At 72.9% G+C, this 17,841-nt stretch carries 16 protein-coding genes; 10 read left to right on the top strand and 6 right to left on the bottom strand.

What is annotated here, in order from left to right; translation table 11 throughout:
• Nucleotides 1-70: 70 nt before the first annotated feature.
• From K329_RS0113805 to K329_RS0113795, 3 genes are read left to right on the top strand one after another with little or no spacing between them, the layout of a single operon-like run.
• Nucleotides 71-916 carry a polyphosphate kinase 2 family protein gene (locus K329_RS0113805; protein WP_052336916.1) on the top strand — a complete coding sequence of 282 codons (846 nt, stop codon included), beginning with the start codon at nucleotides 71-73 and terminating at the stop codon, nucleotides 914-916.
• Nucleotides 913-1,677, top strand: a complete 765-nt coding sequence (locus K329_RS0113800) for a HipA family kinase (RefSeq protein WP_028473509.1) — start codon at nucleotides 913-915, stop codon at nucleotides 1,675-1,677. Before K329_RS0113805 ends, K329_RS0113800 begins: the two co-directional genes overlap by 4 nt.
• Nucleotides 1,674-2,078, top strand: a complete 405-nt coding sequence (locus tag K329_RS0113795) for a DUF3037 domain-containing protein (protein WP_245596562.1) — start codon at nucleotides 1,674-1,676, stop codon at nucleotides 2,076-2,078. The genes K329_RS0113800 and K329_RS0113795 overlap by 4 nt, the downstream gene beginning before the upstream one ends.
• A gap of 51 nt (nucleotides 2,079-2,129) precedes the next feature.
• Here the strand turns inward: K329_RS0113795 and K329_RS0113790 are convergent, their stop codons facing one another.
• The 4 genes from K329_RS0113790 to K329_RS26810 all read right to left on the bottom strand — a co-directional run bounded on the left by K329_RS0113790 (nucleotide 2,130) and on the right by K329_RS26810 (nucleotide 5,661).
• On the bottom strand, nucleotides 2,130-2,873 hold the full coding sequence (locus K329_RS0113790) for a sirohydrochlorin chelatase (RefSeq protein ID WP_028473507.1): 744 nt from the start codon (nucleotides 2,871-2,873) through the stop codon (nucleotides 2,130-2,132).
• A 127-nt stretch (nucleotides 2,874-3,000) separates the two neighbouring features.
• Entirely contained in the window at nucleotides 3,001-3,741 is a 741-nt protein-coding gene (locus K329_RS0113785) for a phosphoadenylyl-sulfate reductase (RefSeq protein WP_028473506.1), read from the bottom strand.
• Entirely contained in the window at nucleotides 3,738-3,941 is a 204-nt protein-coding gene (locus K329_RS0113780) for a hypothetical protein (protein WP_028473505.1), read from the bottom strand. Before K329_RS0113780 ends, K329_RS0113785 begins: the two co-directional genes overlap by 4 nt.
• Nucleotides 3,934-5,661, bottom strand: a complete 1,728-nt coding sequence (locus K329_RS26810) for a nitrite/sulfite reductase (protein ID WP_043643601.1) — start codon at nucleotides 5,659-5,661, stop codon at nucleotides 3,934-3,936. Before K329_RS26810 ends, K329_RS0113780 begins: the two co-directional genes overlap by 8 nt.
• Nucleotides 5,662-6,151: 490 nt before the next feature.
• On the opposite strand from K329_RS26810, the gene K329_RS0113770 reads away from it, so the two are divergent.
• On the top strand, nucleotides 6,152-7,588 hold the full coding sequence (locus K329_RS0113770) for a glycine hydroxymethyltransferase (RefSeq protein ID WP_028473504.1): 1,437 nt from the start codon (nucleotides 6,152-6,154) through the stop codon (nucleotides 7,586-7,588).
• A 142-nt stretch (nucleotides 7,589-7,730) separates the two neighbouring features.
• On the opposite strand, the gene K329_RS0113765 is transcribed toward K329_RS0113770, so the two are convergent.
• Both K329_RS0113765 and K329_RS26805 read right to left on the bottom strand, forming a co-directional pair.
• Nucleotides 7,731-8,411 carry a response regulator gene (locus K329_RS0113765; protein ID WP_028473503.1) on the bottom strand — a complete coding sequence of 227 codons (681 nt, stop codon included), beginning with the start codon at nucleotides 8,409-8,411 and terminating at the stop codon, nucleotides 7,731-7,733.
• Nucleotides 8,408-10,105 (bottom strand): sensor histidine kinase, encoded by a 1,698-nt coding sequence (locus tag K329_RS26805; protein ID WP_157571735.1) that lies wholly within the window; start codon nucleotides 10,103-10,105, stop codon nucleotides 8,408-8,410. The genes K329_RS0113765 and K329_RS26805 overlap by 4 nt, the downstream gene beginning before the upstream one ends.
• 160 nt (nucleotides 10,106-10,265) lie before the next feature.
• Between K329_RS26805 and K329_RS26800 the strand changes: the two genes are divergently transcribed.
• The 6 genes from K329_RS26800 (at nucleotide 10,266) to K329_RS0113730 (ending at nucleotide 17,831) form a co-directional block, all read left to right on the top strand.
• Nucleotides 10,266-11,699: a cation:dicarboxylate symporter family transporter gene (locus K329_RS26800; RefSeq protein WP_052336883.1), complete on the top strand. Its 1,434-nt coding sequence runs from the start codon at nucleotides 10,266-10,268 to the stop codon at nucleotides 11,697-11,699.
• 121 nt (nucleotides 11,700-11,820) lie between these two features.
• Nucleotides 11,821-12,939 (top strand): YihY/virulence factor BrkB family protein, encoded by a 1,119-nt coding sequence (locus K329_RS26795; RefSeq protein WP_157571734.1) that lies wholly within the window; start codon nucleotides 11,821-11,823, stop codon nucleotides 12,937-12,939.
• A 5-nt stretch (nucleotides 12,940-12,944) separates the two neighbouring features.
• On the top strand, nucleotides 12,945-13,295 hold the full coding sequence (locus K329_RS0113745) for a hypothetical protein (protein ID WP_157571733.1): 351 nt from the start codon (nucleotides 12,945-12,947) through the stop codon (nucleotides 13,293-13,295).
• Nucleotides 13,296-13,304: 9 nt separating this feature from the next.
• Nucleotides 13,305-14,402, top strand: coding sequence for a potassium channel family protein (locus K329_RS26790; protein ID WP_052336882.1), 1,098 nt, complete (start codon nucleotides 13,305-13,307; stop codon nucleotides 14,400-14,402).
• Between the two features lie 19 nt (nucleotides 14,403-14,421).
• Nucleotides 14,422-16,509, top strand: a complete 2,088-nt coding sequence (locus tag K329_RS26785; RefSeq protein ID WP_052336881.1) for a sensor histidine kinase — start codon at nucleotides 14,422-14,424, stop codon at nucleotides 16,507-16,509.
• Nucleotides 16,506-17,831 carry a hypothetical protein gene (locus tag K329_RS0113730; RefSeq protein WP_028473501.1) on the top strand — a complete coding sequence of 442 codons (1,326 nt, stop codon included), beginning with the start codon at nucleotides 16,506-16,508 and terminating at the stop codon, nucleotides 17,829-17,831. The genes K329_RS26785 and K329_RS0113730 overlap by 4 nt, the downstream gene beginning before the upstream one ends.
• Nucleotides 17,832-17,841: the final 10 nt, after the last annotated feature.

The raw sequence follows: 17,841 nt of genomic DNA, 5'->3' as shown, positions 1-17,841 counted from the left end.
GGCTCGGGGTGGGCAGGGTGGGGCAGGGAGGGTCGGGCACCGTCGCGCACCCGGTGGGATAGTGACCACCGTGGACCTCTCCGTGCTCCGACTCGCCCCCGGCCCCGTCGACCTGACGACGATCGACCCCGGCTCCCGTCCGGGCTTCGACGGCGACAAGGCGGCGGGCAAGGCGGCGCTGGCGGAGATCGGCGCCGAGCTGGCCGACCTCCAGGAGCGTCTCTTCGCCGAGGGCCGGACGTCGTCGACCGGTCGGCGGGTGCTGCTGGTGCTCCAGGGCATGGACACGTCCGGCAAGGGCGGCACGGTGCGCAAGGTCATCGGTCTGCTCGACCCCCAGGGCATCCGCATCGCCTCGTTCGGCAGTCCGACCGCCGAGGAGCAGGCCCACGACTTCCTGTGGCGCATCCGGCCGCAGGTCCCGCCAGCCGGGCGCATCGGTGTCTTCGACCGCTCCCACTACGAGGACGTGCTCATCGCCCGGGTCCGGGGCTTCGCGCCGCCGGACGAGATCGAGCGGCGGTACGACGCCATCCGCGAGTTCGAGTCGGAGCTGGTCGACTCGGGCACCACCGTGGTGAAGGTGTTCCTGCACATCTCGGCCGACGTGCAGCGCGAGCGGCTCCTCGAGCGGCTGGACGACCCCAGGAAGCACTGGAAGTTCAGCCCCGCCGACGTCGACGACCGTGCGTTGTGGCCCGACTACCGCGCGGCGTACGAGATCGCCCTGGAGCGCACCGACGCGGCCCACGCGCCCTGGTACGTCGTGCCGGCCGAGTCGAAGTGGTACCGCAACCTGGCGGTCGCCGAGATCCTGCGCACCCACCTGCGGTCGCTCGAGCTGCGCTGGCCGTCCGCGGGCTTCGACCCGGCCGAGCAGCGCGCACGACTGCTGCGAGAGGAGCCCGTCGCGTGATCCCCGTCCAGTCGGTCACGCGGTACGCCACGCCCCTGCGCGAGGGCGGCAGCCTGCCGGGCATCGTCGAGGCGGACGACCTCGGCACCTACGTCTGCAAGTTCCGCGGGGCGGGCCAGGGCGTCCGCGTGCTCGTCGCCGAGGTGGTGGTCAGCCGACTGGCGAGCCTCCTGGGCATCCGCACGCCGCGGCTGGTGGGGCTCGACCTCCGGTCGGACCTGGCCCGCTACGAGGCCGACGAGGAGGTCCAGGACCTCCTGCGGGCCAGCGTGGGCCTCAACCTCGGCGTCGACTTCCTGCCCGGTTCCTTCGGCTTCGACCGCGCGACGCTCACCGACGACGACGTCGCGACCCGCATCCTCTGGCTCGACGCGTTCACCGCCAACGTCGACCGCTCCTGGCGCAACCCGAACCTGCTGCGGTGGCACGGCGAGGTCTGGGCCATCGACCACGGTGCCTCGCTGTACTTCCACCACGGCTGGGTCGGCGGCGTCACCGACCCCGCCCGGTTCGCGGCCCAGCGCTGGGACGTGTCCGACCACGTCTTCGCCGACCGTGTCGGCGAGCTCCCGGCGGCCGACGCCCGGATCACGCCGCTGCTCGACGAGACCGTGCTGGCCGACGTGCTGCGCGACGTACCGGACGACTGGCTCGAGGCGGTGCCGGGCGCGGAGACGCCGGAGGACATGCGCGCGGCGTACGTGCGCTTCCTGGTGGCACGCCTCGGCACCCGCTCCTGGCTGCCCGGAGCGGCAGCGTGAGCGGGGCGGTGAGCGGCGGTGGCGCGGCGACCGCGCCGTACCAGTACGTCGTGCTGCGCTGCGTGCCGCGCGTCGACCGGGAGGAGTTCCTCAACGTCGGCGTCGTCCTCTACTGCGAGGAGACCCGGTTCCTCGGTGCGGACTGGCACGTCGACGAGCCCCGGCTGGCGGCTGCCTTCCCGGACCTCGACCTCGCGACGCTGTGCGCCGCGCTCGACTTCGTGGCGGGCGTGTGTGCGGGGGACGAGCGGGGAGGTTCGGCCGCGAGCCACCCCACCGGCACCCGGTTCGGCTTCCTGAAGGCGCCCCGCAGCACCGTGGTGCAGCCGGGGCCGGTGCACGGCGGGATGACGGACGATCCCGCAGCCGAGCTGGCTCGACTGCGGGATCGTCTGGTCTGACGGCGGGCTCGGGCGCGACCTGCTCGGCCGCTGCCGAAGGGGTACGACGGCTCAGACGGGCACGAGCTCCACGGCGCCGACGGCGTAGCGGGCCAGCACCGTGCGGGCGACCTCGGGGTGCGCCCCCAGCGGGTCGGAGACGGCGACGGCACCGGCCTCGATCGCGAGCTCGGCCGCCCGGTCGGGGAGGCTCCCCGGGGCGAGGAACAGCGAGGCGACCGCGATGTGGCGGCGTCCCTCGGCGCGGAAGGCCCGCACGGCCTCACCCGTCGCCGGCGGCGCCGACGACGCGAAGGCGGCCGTGACCGGCAGCTTGTGCCGCGAGCCCCAGACGCGGGCGAGCCTGGCGACGGCCTGGTTCGCGAGCGCGTCGCTCGAGCCGGCCGCGGCGAGCACCAGCGCGTCGAGCTCCCGCACGCGCGCCGACTTCAGGGCGGCGCGCAGGCGCTCGTCGAGGATCTGAAGGAACGCGGACTCGAGGCCGAGGATCTCGCTGGCCCGGATCCGGACGCTCTCGTGACGGGCGTTCGCCTCGGCGATCGCGGTGGGGACGTCGACCTTCGCGTGGTAGGCGTCGGAGAGCAGGAGCGGCACCACGACGATCTCCTCGTGGCCGGCCCGCACGAGGCGGTCGACGACGGTCGAGAACCCGGGGCGGGAGTGCTCGAGGAACGCGGCCTCGATGCGGAGGTCCGGACGCTGTCGACGGACCTCGGCGACGAGGTCGTTGATGGTGGCGGCGGAGCGGGGGTCCCGGCTGCCGTGAGCCAGGGCGATCAGAGCGGGAGCGGCCATCGGAGGGCCTCCTCTTCGTGCGAACCGGCCGGGGAACGACCGGTGTGCGGGTCATGCGGGGGTGTGGGGCGTGCTCGTGGACCGGTGAGCGACGCCGTGACCGAGATCTGCGTCCAGGGGGACGGCATCACATGTGGATGCCGCACTCCGTCTTGTTGGTGCCTGCCCAACGACCACTCCGGGGGTCGTCGCCGGGAGCCACCCGTCGCGTGCACGGCCAACACCCGATCGACGGGTAGTCGTCGTAGACCAAGGGGTTCACCAGGATGCTGTTGTCCGCGATGTAGGCGTCGACCTGGGCGTCGGTCCAGCGGGCGATGGGGGAGACCTTCACCTTCTGCTTCTTCGCGTCCCAGCCCACGACCGGTGCGATGACCCGGTTCTTGGTCTCGGCGCGGCGCAGGCCGGTGGCCCAGGCGTCGTACCCGTCGAGGGAGGTCGCGAGGGGCGCCACCTTGCGCAGGGCGCAGCACAGGTCGGGGTCGCGCTTGTAGAGCTCGGGGCCGTACTCGGCGTCCTGCTCCGCGACCGTCTGCTTCGGGGTGATCGTGAGGAGGTTGACGTCCATCGTCGCCTCGACGGCGTCGCGGGTGCCGATGGTCTCGGCGAAGTGGTAGCCGGTGTCGAGGAAGACCACGTCGATGCCCGGGGCCACCTTGGCGGCGAGGTGGGCGAGCACGGCGTCGCCCATCGACGAGGTGAGGCAGAACCGCTCCCCGAAGGTGGCGTAGGCCCACTCGATGATGTGCTCGGCGGGCGCGAGCTCGAGCTCGGCGCCGACGTGCTGGACGATCTCGCGGAGCTCCTCGGGCGTGCGGCCCGCGGTCTGGCTGCCGCGGTTGCGGCGTGCGGCCTCGGTGGCGATCATGCCGGCGCTCCCTTCCGGACCGACTCCGGGCGACGGAGACGACCGATCATCTTCACGGTGAACGCCCTCAGGCAGGAGCGGCATTCCCAGGCTCCGGGCGGCGAGGAGACCTCGCCGGTCCCGGCGTCCACGACCTCGTGGGGCCGCAGGTCCTCGTCGGCGCAGTAGGGGCAGTGGTAGGGGGCGGCGCGCTCAGACACGGGCCACCTCCTTCTCGGGCACGGGCTTCTCGCCGCGCAGGAGGGCCTCGTCGGCGCGGACGACCCAGGCGGCGAAGTGCTCGCCGGCCTCCCGATCGTCGAGGTAGGCCGTGACGACGTTGGTGATGTAGTCGTCGAGCCCGGCGCTGGTGACCTTGTGGGCGCGCAGCTTGCGACCGAAGTTGGCGCCGAGGCCGGTGGCGCCGCCGAGGTGCACCTGGAAGCCCTCGACCTGGTCGCCGTCCTCGTCGAGCACCAGCTGGCCCTTGAGGCCGAAGTCGGCCACCTGGGTGCGCGCGCAGGCGTTCGGGCAGCCGTTGACGTTGACCGTGATCGGCACGTCGAGCTCCGGCACCCGCTTCTCGAGCGAGGCGATGAGGTCGCGCGCCCGGTCCTTGGTGTCGACGATCGCGAGCTTGCAGTACTCGATGCCGGTGCACGCCATCGTGTTGCGCCGCCAGTTCGACGGGCGAGCGGTCAGCCCGACGGCCTCGACGGCGTCGCAGAAGTCCTCGACCTTGTCGGCGTCCAGACCCAGCACCACGATCTTCTGGTACGCCGTCAGCCGCGCGCCGGCGGCGCCGTACTCGTCGATGAGGTCGGCCAGACCGGTCAGCACGGTGCCCGAGATGCGACCGACGGTGGGCGCGAGGCCGACGTAGAACCGGCCGTCCTTCTGCTCGTGCACGCCGATGTGGTCGCTCGGCACGAGGGGCGCCTCGGGCGACGGGTTGTCGACGAGCTCGCGGTGGAGGTACTCGGTCTCGAGGATCTCGCGGAACTTCTCCTTGCCCCAGTCGGCCAGCAGGAACTTCAGCCGGGCCTTGGAGCGCAGGCGGCGGTAGCCGTAGTCGCGGAAGATCCCGGCGACACCGGCCCACACGTCGGGCACGTCGTCGAGGGCGATCCAGACGCCCAGCTTGTGGGCCAGCATCGGGTTGGTGGAGAGGCCGCCGCCGACCCAGAGGTCGAAGCCCGGGCCGTGCTCGGGGTGGACCGTGCCGACGAACGAGACGTCGTTGGTCTCGGGGGAGACGTCGTGGCTCGGGTGGCCCGTCAGGGCGGTCTTGAACTTGCGGGGGAAGTTCGAGAACGCGGGGTCACCGATGTAGCGGCGCTTGATCTCCTCCAGCGCCGAGGTGCCGTCGATGATCTCGTCGACCGCCACACCGGCCACGGGGGAGCCGAGGAACGGGCGGGGCGAGTCGCCGCACGCCTCGAGCGTGTCGAGCCCGGCGACCTCCAGCTTCTCCCAGATCGCGGGCACGTCCTCGATGCGGATCCAGTGGTACTGGATGTTCTCGCGGTCGGTGACGTCGGCCGTGTCCCGGGCGTACTCCGTGCCGATCGTGCCGAGCGCGCGGACGGCGGCCGCGTCCAGGAGCGCACCGTCGGAACGGACACGCATCATGAAGTAGCGGTCGTCGAGCTCCTCCTCCTCGAGCGTCGCGGTCTTGCCGCCGTCGAACCCGGGAGCGCGCTGGGTGTAGAGGCCCATCCAGCGGAAGCGGCCGCGGAGGTCGGCCGGGTCGATCGAGTCGAAGCCGCGCTTCGAGTAGATGTTGAGGATGCGGGCCCGCACGTTGAGCGGGTTGTCGTCCTTCTTGGACTGCTCGTTCTTGTTCAGCGGCTCCGTGTAGCCGAGCGCCCACTGGCCCTCGCCGCGCTTGGGGCGGGGGCGGGTGGTGCGGGGGCGCTCCGACGAGTCTGGAGAAGTCACTGTGCGGTTCCTTCGCGGGTGCGGGGCGCGCAGGGCACGACGGATCGTTGGAGCTTCGAGGAGTGATCGCGTGGTCCTACGCCCGAAGGTGGTCAGGGCTGCGGGGGTCCGGAGGGGGTCGGGCCCGCGGGAAGACGAGTCAGGAAGGCCAACACATGGAGCTGCGCGTACGCATGAGGTCCACGTGGCGTCGTACCACGAGGTAGGTATGCGTTGCGGAGCTGATCACGAGGACGAGTCTCGACCTGTGGACCACCTTCCGACAAGCGCGAATCTCATGATGTGGGAATCGCTGCCAGCATGTGAGACCGAGCCCGTCATGGCGGGCCGTTCGAGGGTGGCGTGAGGTCCACGTCACATCCATCACAGTTCGTGATCGGTCGGGCGAGCCCCCCGTGGGGCCGTGTCGGGCAGGTGTCCGGGCCCGGCCGCCGCCGACGACCGCGCGACGAATCGACGGCCCCCTCACCCCCTCACTACATTGGCGACCATGACGGACGCCCTCATCAGCAGCACGTACTCGCAAGCCCTCGAGGTGATCGCCTCGGTCGAGCCTCGGATCGCCGCGGCCACCCGCGCCGAGCTGGCCGACCAGCGCTCGTCGCTGAAGCTCATCGCCTCCGAGAACTACGCCTCGCCCGCGGTCCTCCTGACCATGGGCACCTGGTTCTCCGACAAGTACGCCGAGGGCACCGTCGGCCACCGCTTCTACGCGGGTTGCCAGAACGTCGACACCGTCGAGTCGCTCGCGGCCGAGCACGCGCGCGAGCTGTTCGGCGCCGAGTACGCCTACGTCCAGCCGCACTCGGGCATCGACGCCAACCTCGTCGCCTTCTGGTCGATCCTGGCGCACCGGGTCGAGGGCCCCTGGCTCGAGAAGGCTGCGGCGAAGAACGTCAACGACCTCACCGCCGAGGACTGGGAGACGCTGCGCAAGGAGCTGGGCAACCAGCGGCTGCTCGGCATGAGCCTCAACGCCGGCGGTCACCTCACCCACGGCTTCCGCCCGAACATCAGCGGCAAGATGTTCCACCAGCAGCAGTACGGCACCGACCCCGAGACCGGGCTGCTCGACTACGCCGCGGTCGCGGCCAAGGCCCGCGAGTTCAAGCCGCTCGTCCTGGTCGCCGGCTACTCGGCCTACCCGCGCCGCGTGAACTTCGCCAAGATGCGCGAGATCGCCGACGAGGTTGGCGCGACCCTCATGGTCGACATGGCCCACTTCGCGGGTCTCGTCGCGGGCAAGGTCTTCACGGGCGAGGAGAACCCGGTTCCCTACGCCCACGTCGTCACGTCCACGACCCACAAGTCCCTGCGCGGCCCGCGCGGCGGCCTCGTGCTGGCCACGGAGGAGTACGCCCCGAGCGTCGACCGCGGCTGCCCGATGGTGCTCGGTGGCCCGCTCTCGCACGTGATGGCCGCCAAGGCCGTGGCGTTCGCCGAGGCCCGACGTCCCGAGTTCGCGACGTACGCCCAGGACGTCGCCGACAACGCCCAGTCGCTCGCGACCGGCTTCCTGAGCCGCGGCGCGAAGCTCGTCACGGGCGGCACCGACAACCACCTGGTGCTGCTCGACGTCTCGGGCTACGGCCTCACGGGCCGCCAGGCCGAGTCGGCGCTGCTCGACGCGGGTGTCGTCACGAACCGCAACTCGGTCCCGGCCGACCCGAACGGCGCCTGGTACACCTCGGGCATCCGGTTCGGCACGCCGGCCCTCACCACCCGCGGCTTCGGCGCCGACGAGTTCGACAAGGTCGCCGAGCTCGTCGTCGACGTGCTGCGCAACACCACGCCGGGCACGACGAAGGCGGGCGGCACGTCGAAGGCGTCGTACGTGCTCGCCGACGGCGTCGCGGACCGCACGAAGGCCGCCTCGGCCGAGATGCTCGACAAGCACCCGCTCTACCCGGGCCTCGTCCTCTCCTGACCGGAGCGCCGGGCCGGCACCCCTGCGCCGTCCGTCGACGCCGAGCCGGCACTTCTGCGATGCAGAAGTGCCGGCTCGGTGCTATTTCGTGCCGCACGACTGCCGGCTCGGTGCCACCTCGCGTCGCTGACCTGCCGGGTCGTCAGCCGCGCCAGCGGTACTCGACCTCGGGGCGGCCGGTCCCGCCGTACCGAGGGGCCCGCTCGAGCCGGCCGGCGTCGGCGAGGTGCTCGAGGTAGCGCCGCGCCGTGACGCGCGAGGCGCCGACGCGTTCCGCGACCTCGGTGGCCGACAGGGCCCGGTCGGCCTGCCGGACCGCCTGGGTGACGTCCCGCAGCGTCTCGGCGCTCATGCCCTTCGGCAGCGGGGCGGCCACGGGCGCGCGCAGCGAGCCGAGCAGGCCGTCGACCTCCTCCTGCGCGAACTCCTGGCCGCCGCCGGCGAGGCTGGCGCGGTAGGCGGCGTACTGCTCGAGCTTGGCGCGGAAGGTCGGGTAGGTGAACGGCTTGAGCAGGTAGAGCACGACCCCGTGCGCGACGGCCTGGCGCACGACGTCCGCGTCCCGGGCCGACGTCACCGCGATGATGTCGCAGAGGTGGCCGGCCGCCCGCATGCTGCGCACCAGGCCGAGGCCGTGCCCGTCGGGCAGGTGCATGTCGAGCAGCACGAGGTCGACGGGCTCCCGGCCCAGCACCCGCGCGGCGTCGCCCGCCGACCGCGCCACGGCGACGACCTCGAAGCCGTCGACGCGGCCGACGTACTCGGCGTGCGCCTGCGCGGCGGTGGCCTCGTCCTCGACGACGAGCACGCGGACCGCGCTCACGCGGCGTCCACCGGGGAGCCGGCGGGGGGAGCGGGCAGGCGTACGACGAACTCGGCGCCGCCCAGCTCGGAGACCCCCACGTCCAGGGTGCCGCCGTGCCGCCGGGCGACCTGGGCCACGAGCGCGAGGCCCAGCCCGCGCCCGCCGCTGCCGGCCGGGCTGGCCTTGGTCGACCAGCCGCGCTCCAGCGCGTGGGCGGCCTCGTCGTCGGTGAGCCCGGGGCCGCTGTCGCCGACGGTGACGCGCAACCCGGACCCCGCGTCCGGACCGTCGCCGCCGTCCAGCCGTACGGCGACCACCCGCCGCCGCGCGGGGTCGGCGCCGCCCTGGACGGCGTCGAGCGCGTTGTCGACCAGGTTGCCCACGACCGTGATGATGTCGCGCGACGACACCGGGAGCGCCGTCGGCACGGTGCCGGTGAGGCGGAGCTCGATGCCGCGCTCCGCCGCCTCGGCCGTCTTGCCGAGCAGGAGGGCGGCGAGCACGGGGTCGCCGGTGGCGGCCAGCACGCGGTCGGTCAGCAGCTGGGCCACCTGCAGCTCCTCGGTGGCGAAGTCGACGGCCTCGTTGGGCCGGCCCATCTCCACGAGCGACACCACGGTGTGGAGGCGGTTGGCGGCCTCGTGGTTCTGCGCGCGCAGCGACTCGGTCAGCCCGCGGACGACGTCGAGCTCGCCGGTGACGGTCTGCAGGTCGGTGCGGTCGCGCAGGGTGACGACGGCACCGACCTCGGCGCCGGCCCAGGTCGCGGGGGAGGAGCTCACGACGAGCACCTTGTCACCGGTGACGTAGAGGTCGTCGCTGCTGGCCCGGCCCTCGGCCACGGCCGCCACCAGGCCCGGGGGGAGGCCCAGGTCGCGCAGCGGCCGACCGACCACGTCGTCGGGGAGGTCCAGGAGCCGCCGGGCCTCGTCGTTGACGAGGGTCACGCGGGCCTGGCTGTCGACGAGGAGGAGGCCCTCCTGGACCGCGCCGAGCACGGCGGCGTAGTACTCGTACATCCGCGCCATCTCCCGCTCGCCCAGGCCGTGGGTCTGGCGACGGAGCCGGCGTGCGACCAGCACGGCCCCGGCGATGCCGACCCCGAGCACCGGTACGGCGGCCAGCGCGACCCACATCAGGTCGGCCCGGACGGCGTCGGAGATGCGGTCGACGCTGACGCCCACCGCGACGAGGGCGACCACCTCGCCGTCCTCCCCGTCGGCCAGCACCGGCACGACCGCGCGCACCGACGGGCCCAGCGTGCCGACGTACTCCTGCGTGAAGACCTCGCCGTCGAGCGCGTCGCCCGTGTCGCCGACGAAGCGCTCGCCGACGCGGTCGGGGTCCGGGTGGGTGTAGCGGATGAGGTCGGGGCTCATCACGACGACGAAGTCGACGACGGCGTCGTCCTCGACGAGGGTCGTCCACGGCTGCAGGGCGGCGCCCGGGTCGGGGTCGTCGAGAGCGGCGAGCACGCCGGGGGAGTCGGCGATGGACTCCGCGACGACCACCGCGCGGTCGGTGGCCGCCTCCCGCGTGTCGCGCTGGGCGTCGACGGCGGCGAGCACGACGGCCGTGGCCACCAGCACGAGCACGACCACCAGCTGGAGCAGGAGCACCTGCCGGGCCACCGGTGACTCCCGTCGTCGGCCGGGTGCCCGGTCGGGCAGCAGCTGCTGCGGGCCGGACCTCTCGACGCGGGGGCGGGACATGCCGCGCATTGTGCCGCAGCCGGCCTTGGACGCCCGGGCTGCCGTGCGAGTGGCCGCCGTCACGAACACAACGACCACAACGGTGACCGCGGTCACAGACGGCCCCACAGTGTGACGGACGTCCCCTCGCGCAGCGGGACCCGAGCAACCAGGAGCAGCGATGAGCAGCACGACCACCGCAGGACAGGCGCCGGTACGGCGCAAGAACCGCACCCACTACCTCTACGTCGCCGTGATCATCGCAGTGGTCCTCGGCATCGCCGTCGGCGCGATCTTCCCCGGGTTCGCCGTCGAGCTCGAGCCGGTCGGCAAGGCGTTCGTCGCCCTCATCAAGATGATGATCCAGCCGGTCATCTTCTGCACCATCGTCCTCGGTGTCGGCTCGATCCGCAGCGCGGCGAAGGTCGGCAAGGTCGGCGGCCTCGCGCTCGGCTACTTCGTCGGCATGTCGACGTTCGCCCTCGCGATCGGCATGGTCGTCGGCAACTTCATCCACGCCGGCGATGGCCTCACTGTCACCCCGGCGATGGCCGACTCGGGCTCCGAGATCGCCGCCGGTGCCTCGCACGGCAGCACCATCGAGTTCCTCACCGGCATCATTCCGACCTCGCTGGTCTCCGCGCTGACGTCCGGCGAGGTCCTCCAGACCCTCTTCGTCGCCCTGCTCGTCGGCTTCGCCCTCCAGGCGATGGGTCGCTCGGGCGAGCCGATCCTCAAGGGCGTCGGCTACATCCAGAAGCTCGTCTTCCGCGTGCTCGCGATGATCATGTGGGCCGCCCCGGTCGGCGCCTTCGCAGCGATCGCGGCCGTCGTCGGCGCGACCGGCCTCGGCGCGCTCAAGAGCCTCGCGCTCCTCATGGTCGGCTTCTACGTCACCTGCGCGCTGTTCGTCTTCGTCGTGCTCGGCACGCTGCTCAAGGTCTCGACCGGCATCAACATCTTCTCGCTGCTGAAGTACCTCGGTCGCGAGTTCCTGCTCATCGTCTCGACCTCCTCCTCCGAGTCGGCCCTGCCCCGCCTGATCGCCAAGATGGAGCACGCCGGCGTCGACAAGCCCACCGTGGGCGTGGTCGTGCCGACCGGCTACTCGTTCAACCTCGACGGCACCGCGATCTACCTCACGATGGCGTCGCTCTTCATCGCCTCGGCGATGGGCGACCCGCTGAGCATCGGCGAGCAGATCTCGCTCCTCGTCTTCATGATGATCGCCTCCAAGGGCGCGGCCGGCGTGACCGGTGCCGGCCTGGCGACCCTCGCCGGCGGCCTCAGCTCGCACCGCCCCGAGCTCGTCGACGGTGTCGGCCTCATCCTCGGCATCGACCGCTTCATGTCCGAGGCCCGCGCCGTCACCAACTTCGCCGGCAACGCCGTCGCCACCGTGCTCATCGGCCACTGGACGGGCGGCCTCGACCGCGCCCAGTTCGACGCCGCGGTCTCGGGTCGCAGCCCGTTCGACGAGGAGACGATGGTCGACGACCACGGCTCCGACCTCACCGAGGACCCGGAGAAGGTCGCCACCGAGGCCAAGGCCGGCGCCCAGGTCGCCCTCGCCAAGGGCGACATCCCCGGCGACCGCGAGCTCAGCGCCCGCTGACGACTCGCTGACGACCCGCGTCACGCTGTCCCTGGTGCCCTCCGGCCGATCGGCCGGAGGGCACCTGCGCGTCCGGCGCGGGTCCGGTCGTCGACCGTCCCCGATGACTACGGTGTGGGGCATGTCCGCCCCCGCCTCGCCGTCACCCGGCGCCCCGGCGGACCCCTCCGACCTCCCCGCGGGCCCTCCCGACCCGCGTGACCCGGGTGACCCGGGTGACCCGCGTGACTCCGAGGCCTCCGCCCGTACGGCGGACCCGGCCACGTCCGCGCCCCCGCCCGCAGCCGGGGTCACCACGGCGCCCGCGCCGCGCCGTACGCGAGGACCGGCCGCCCGGGTCGGCCACCTGCTCTGGCGCCTGGTCGTCGCCACCGTCGGGTCGTGCCTGCGCCACCGCGTGACGGGGCTCGCCGCGGAGGCCGCGTTCTTCGCGATCCTCTCCGTGCCGCCGCTGGTGTTCGCGCTGGCGGGGGCGATCGGCTACGTCTCCGAGCGGTTCTCCGACGCGGAGATCGACGAGGTGCGCTCGTTCGTGGTCGAGCTGGCCTCGCGGGCGCTGACGGAGTCGGCGGTCGACCGCATCGTCGTGCCGACGATCGACGAGGTGCTCGAGGGCGGCCGCTTCGACGTGATCTCGATCGGCTTCGTGCTCGCGCTCTGGTCGGGCTCGCGTGCGCTCAACGTGTTCGTCGACACCATCACGATCATGCACGGGCTCGGCGGCAAGCGCGGGATCGTCGCGACCCGGGCGCTGTCGTTCGGGCTCTACCTGCTGGGCCTGCTCATCGGCGCCGTCACGCTGCCCCTGGTGGTGGCCGGGCCGTCGCTGCTGGCGTCGTGGGCCCCGCAGCGCCTCGAGTTCCTCATCGGCTTCTACTGGCCGACGGTGCTGGTGCTCGGCATCTGCTTCCTCGCCACCCTCTACCACGTGGCCGTCCCCGTGCGGACGAAATGGACCTTCAACCTGCCCGGCGCGGTGTTCACGCTGATGTGCTGGATCTTCGGCTCCTACGCGCTGCGCTGGGGCCTGACGGTCACGTCGGCGGAGTCGAACTCGATCTTCGGGCCGCTGGCCGCGCCGATCTACGTGCTCATCTGGCTCTACCTGCTCTCCATCGCGGTGCTCATCGGGGCGGCGGTCAACGCCGCCTTCGACACCGTCTTCCCCCAGCTCACGACCGCGACCGCGCGGCGCGAGCTGGGGAGGCTGCTGCCGTCGCGCCGCACCGTGAAAGAGTGAACCGCGTGGCGAACGTGAACCTCCCCCGACCCGTCGTCGCCCTCGGCGGCGTGATCTGCCTCGCCGTCGGCTACCTGCTGGGCGTGGTGGTGACGGCCGACGACCCGGAGCTGCGCACGGCGGAGGTCGTGTCGTTCGACCGCTCGGGAAGCACCCTGTGCCTCGGTGGCGACGCCGTCGCCGACAGCGAGCTCGCGGAGGACGGCGAGGTGTGCGGCCGCTGGATGCGCCCGCCCACCGCCGAGGACCCCCCGACGGGTGCCGCGTTCGAGTTCGTCCTCCACTCCACCGCCGGTGACCCGGCCGACGCCGACGGATCGGCCAACGTGCTCATCTACGGCGACGTCGTGGACTAGGTTCTACGCGTGTCGGACAGCGCTCAGCCCGTGGTGGCCTCCCGTGGCCGCGTGGCGCTCCCCGAGCGTCAGCGCTCCCCGTGGTTCGAGCTGTCGAAGCGGCTGCTCGCGGCGCTGGGGATCCTGGTCGGCACGGTGCTGCTCGTCTACGTGGACCGTGAGGGCTACGTCGACAACAACGACCCGACCAAGGCCGTCAGCTTCATCGACGCGATCTACTACACGACCGTCACGCTGAGCACGACCGGGTACGGCGACATCGCGCCCGTCAGCACCGGGGCCCGGCTGGTGAACGCCTTCATCATCACGCCGGCGCGCATCGGGTTCCTGGTGCTGCTCATCGGTACCACCCTGGAGGTGCTCGCCTCCCAGGGCCGCGAGATGTTCCGGGTCGCCCGGTGGAGGAAGAGGATGGCCGAGCACGACCACGTCGTGGTGATCGGGTACGGCACCAAGGGCCGCCGCGCCGTCGACACCCTCGCGAAGAACGGCCGGAGCCGCGACGACGTCGTCGTCGTCGACCCCCGCCAGTCCGCCATGGAGGACGCCCACACCGACGGCCTCGCGATCGTCACCGGCGACGCCACGCGTCGTGAGGTGCTGCGTCGCGCCCGGGTCGCCACGGCGTCGCAGGTCATCATCACGACCGACCGCGACGACACCAACGTGCTCGCCACCCTCACGGTGCGCCAGCTCAACCCCGAGGCGTTCATCGTCACCGCGGTGCGCGAGCAGGAGAACGTCTCGCTCATGAAGCAGAGCGGCGCCGACTCCGTCATCACCTCGTCCGACGCCGTCGGACGCCTCCTGGGCCTCTCGTCGCTCTCGCCCGCGCTCGGCACCGTCATGGAGGACCTGCTGACGTACGGCGACGGTCTCGAGGTCGCGGAGCGCGAGCTGCTGGTCTCGGAGGTCGGCAAGCAGCCGCAGTCGCTGCCCGACCAGGTGATCGCCGTCGTCCGCGACGAGCGCGTCTACCGCTACTTCGACCCGGTCGTCACCCAGCTGGCCCGCGGCGACCACCTGATCGTGGTCCGCCCGGCGGCCGAGCTGCCCTGGGCGCCGCGCCCGGGCACGCACGGCGAGACGACGGCTGAGGAGTCGTGATCGCGGTGGGGACGGTGCGATGACGGCGTCTCCGGCGGCGCCGTCCGTCGGTGGGCCGATCGACCCGGTGCCGGCTGCGGTCGACGCACGACAGCGCCCCGTCGTGCGCCGTGCGCGCGCGTCCGCCCCCCAGGGCCCTCCCGGTGCCGTGGCCCTGCCGGCCTGGCCGTGGCTGCCCCTCTTCTCCGTGGCCGTGCTCGTCACGGTCGTGCTCGGGCGCCTGACCGCCATCGAGACCGGCGGGGTCTCCCTCGCCGTGCCCGCGGCCGGGACCGCCGTCGTCTGGATGCTCATGCGGCGTGCGTCCCCGGTGAGCGTCGACGCCGGCGTCCTGACCGTCATCCTGGCGGGCGTCGGACTCGTGAGCCAGGTGCCTGTCCCGAGGCTCACCGTGCTGGTCGTCGGTCTGCTGGTGCAGGTCGGGCTCACGGTCCTGCTGGTCCGCCGCTGGTGCCCCCACCTGTGGGGGGTCGGCGGCGACGGGGCCGTCGCCACCACGTCGACGCTGGTGCGCCTCGCGACGGCGACGATCGTCGGGGGGCTCGTGGGCGCGCTCGTCAGCGCGCTCGGGGTGTGGGTCGTGGACGGCCGGGTCGACGTCGTCGAGGCCGCCCTCCTCGTCGGCCGTGACGTCTCGAGCGGCGTCGTGGTCGTGCCGACCGTGCTCGTCATCGCCCGCGCGGTCGCCCGGCGACGCCCGTCCCGGCCTGCCGACGAGGGCGGGCCGCTCGAGGGCGTGCTGCTCGTCGTCGCGTCGGTGGTGGTCTACGTCGTCGCGTTCGTGCCCAGCCAGCTGCCGCTGGCCTTCCCCCTGCTGCTCGCGACCGCCTGGGCCGCGCTGCGCTTCTCGACCGCGCTGGCCGCGGCCCACGGTCTGGCAGCGGGCGTCGCGGTCGTCGTCTTCACCCTGAGGGGCGTCGGTCCGTTCGCGACGACCTCCGACGGTCGGCTCGGTGCCCTCATCGCGCAGGCCTTCGTGAGCGTCGTCGTCGCCGCCGGACTCACCCTCGGCGTCGGCCGGGACGAGCGCCGCTCGCTGCTCGCCGGTGTCCGTCGGGCCGAGCGCGCGGCCGCCGCCCAGTCGGGTCTCCTGCGCGCGATCATCGACCAGATGCACGAGGGCGTCATGGTCGTCGAGGCCGGTGGCCGGATCCTGCTGCGCAACCCCGCCGCCGAGATGGTCTACCCGACCGACGGCAGCGAGCGGGCGCCGTACGACGCGGAGGGCCGCCGCGTGCCCCCCGAGCGCTACCCCTCGACCCTTGCGCTCGCGGGCACGGAGGCGCGGGACCGGTTGACCATGCGGCCGGACGACGGTTCACCGGACGTCGTGGTCGACGTCGCGGCCATCCCGCTGCCCACCACGCCGGGCGAGCCCGCCCGGGCGGTCGTGGTGGTCCGCGACATCACCGCGGAGCACCAGCAGCGTCTCGAGCTGTCGGCGTTCGCCGGCGTCGTGGCCCACGACCTCAAGAACCCGCTGGCCGCCGTCGACGGCTGGGTGGAGATGCTGGACGAGGAGCTGGAGGACGGCGGCACGCCGCCGCGCGCCCTCACGGCCCAGGCCGTCACCAAGATCGGGTCGGCGTCGACGCGCATGCGCAGCCTCATCCGACACCTGCTGCAGCACGCCACCAGCCAGGACGCGGCGCTCGAGCTGGCCGACGTCCCGCTCACCGAGCTCGCCCGCGACGTGGTGGACGGGCGCGACGCCGCCGGTGGCGTGACCGTCCTCGAGCTGCCGGCGGTGCACGGTGACCGCGGCATGCTGCGGCAGCTGCTGGACAACCTCGTGGGCAACGCTCTGAAGTACGTCGTGCCCGGCGAGGAGCCGGTCGTCACGGTGAGCGGCGAGGCGGTCGACGGCGGCATGGTGCTCGTCCGCGTCACCGATCAGGGCGTCGGCATCCCCGACGCCGCGAAGGACCTCGTCTTCCAGCAGTTCTACCGCGCCCACGCCACCGCCTACACGGGCACCGGCCTCGGCCTCGCGATCTGCCGCCGGATCGTCGACCGCCACGGCGGCACGATCACCGTGCACGACAACCCGCACGGGCGGGGGACCGAGATCGCGTTCACCCTGCCCGCCGCGCGAGGCATCGCGTGAACCGGCTGCAGGACCACCAGCGCGGCCCCGAGCTGACCCGCACCCAGGCCGTGCTGTGGGCACGACGGCTGCCGACATCGGTCTTCACGGTGGGTCCGTGGGTGACGCTGGTGGCGATCCTCGCCCTCGACGCCCTCGTCGGGACACCCGTCGACTACCCCGACACCGTGCCGGAGCTGCTCTCGCTGCGCTGGGTGGGCCAAGCGGTCGGCTTCGGTATGGGCGTCGCCCTCGTCGTCGGCGCGTGGACGGCTCCGCGGCTGGCGGCGTACGCGATCGCCGGGCTCGGCTTCGCGGGCTACGGGCTCTGGAACTCCCTGCCGGACCTCGTGGCTGGCGTCGTCTGGACCCTGGTGCTCGCGTACGACGCGGTCCTCCGCCGTCGGCAGGCCTCGACGGCCTTCTGGAACGGGCCGCGCTACCGCAGCGGACGGGTGCGGGTCGACCGGGTGCCCTGGCCGCGCTGGCGGGCCGTGCTGGCGCTGTGCGCGGTCCTCGCGCTCGTGGCGCTGGTCGCCGCAGCGGTCGGGTACGGCGCCTGGCGTGACGCCGCCGTGCCCCGTTCCGAGGAGCGGGTCGGCGTCGTGGTCGACGTCGACACCGAGTGGGACGAGGTGACGGTCGCCCTGCCGACCGACGACGGACGGGGGGAGGAGCACACGTTCAGCGTCTACGACCCCGAGCTCGAGGACCTCGACCTGGGTGACCCCGTGACGATGGTGGTCGACCCGGAGGGCGGGCGCCCGACGTACCCGCTCGGCGACGCCGACCCGGAGGGCGGCTGGGAGATGCTGCTCAACGTCACCGGCGCCGCGCTCGGGCTCGTGGTGCTGGTGGCGGTCGCCCCGGCCTGGCGGCGTCGGATGGTGACCGCCACGGCGGCGTCGGCGCCCGCGGGGCTACGGGTGGAGGCGCGCTGGGCGCTGGACCCGCCGGCGTCCGACGCCGGGGGAGCGACCCTGGCCCTCTTCGCCGTCGACGCCGGCGAGCACGACGCTCCGTTCGCCCACCTGCCGCTCGTCGTGCCCGTGTCGGGGGACGCGAGGTTGCTCCGGAAGGCCCGCTACGAGCGGCCCGAGATGGGCCCGGTGCCGACCGATCCGCGGCTGGCCGAGCGCTGGTACGCCATCTGGGCGGAGATGGAGAGCGCCGTGCCGCCCCGGGTGCTCGTGGAGCGCACGGCCGTGCGGGTGCACGGTCTCACCAGTGACGGCTCGACGGTGCTCGTCACGCTGCCGGGCGAGAACCTGGTGCTGGCCGGCCTGCGTCCGGTGCGCGATGCCCGCTCGATCCGCACCGTGTGGAGGCTGCCGCGAGACTGACCCAGCGCGG

The sequence above is a fragment of the Nocardioides alkalitolerans DSM 16699 genome (assembly GCF_000426525.1).
Classification (GTDB): Bacteria; Actinomycetota; Actinomycetes; order Propionibacteriales; family Nocardioidaceae; genus Nocardioides; species Nocardioides alkalitolerans.
This window is presented reverse-complemented; position numbering and strand designations above follow the sequence as displayed.

Coding starts and splice junctions, on each gene's coding strand:
- K329_RS0113790 (WP_028473507.1), bottom strand. CDS start 2,873: ATGGCCGCTCCCGCTCTGATCGCCCTGGCTCACGGCAGCCGGGACCCC.
- K329_RS0113785 (WP_028473506.1), bottom strand. CDS start 3,741: ATGATCGCCACCGAGGCCGCACGCCGCAACCGCGGCAGCCAGACCGCG.
- K329_RS0113770 (WP_028473504.1), top strand. CDS start 6,152: ATGACGGACGCCCTCATCAGCAGCACGTACTCGCAAGCCCTCGAGGTG.
- K329_RS26805 (WP_157571735.1), bottom strand. CDS start 10,105: ATGTCCCGCCCCCGCGTCGAGAGGTCCGGCCCGCAGCAGCTGCTGCCC.
- K329_RS26800 (WP_052336883.1), top strand. CDS start 10,266: ATGAGCAGCACGACCACCGCAGGACAGGCGCCGGTACGGCGCAAGAAC.
- K329_RS26795 (WP_157571734.1), top strand. CDS start 11,821: ATGTCCGCCCCCGCCTCGCCGTCACCCGGCGCCCCGGCGGACCCCTCC.
- K329_RS26785 (WP_052336881.1), top strand. CDS start 14,422: ATGACGGCGTCTCCGGCGGCGCCGTCCGTCGGTGGGCCGATCGACCCG.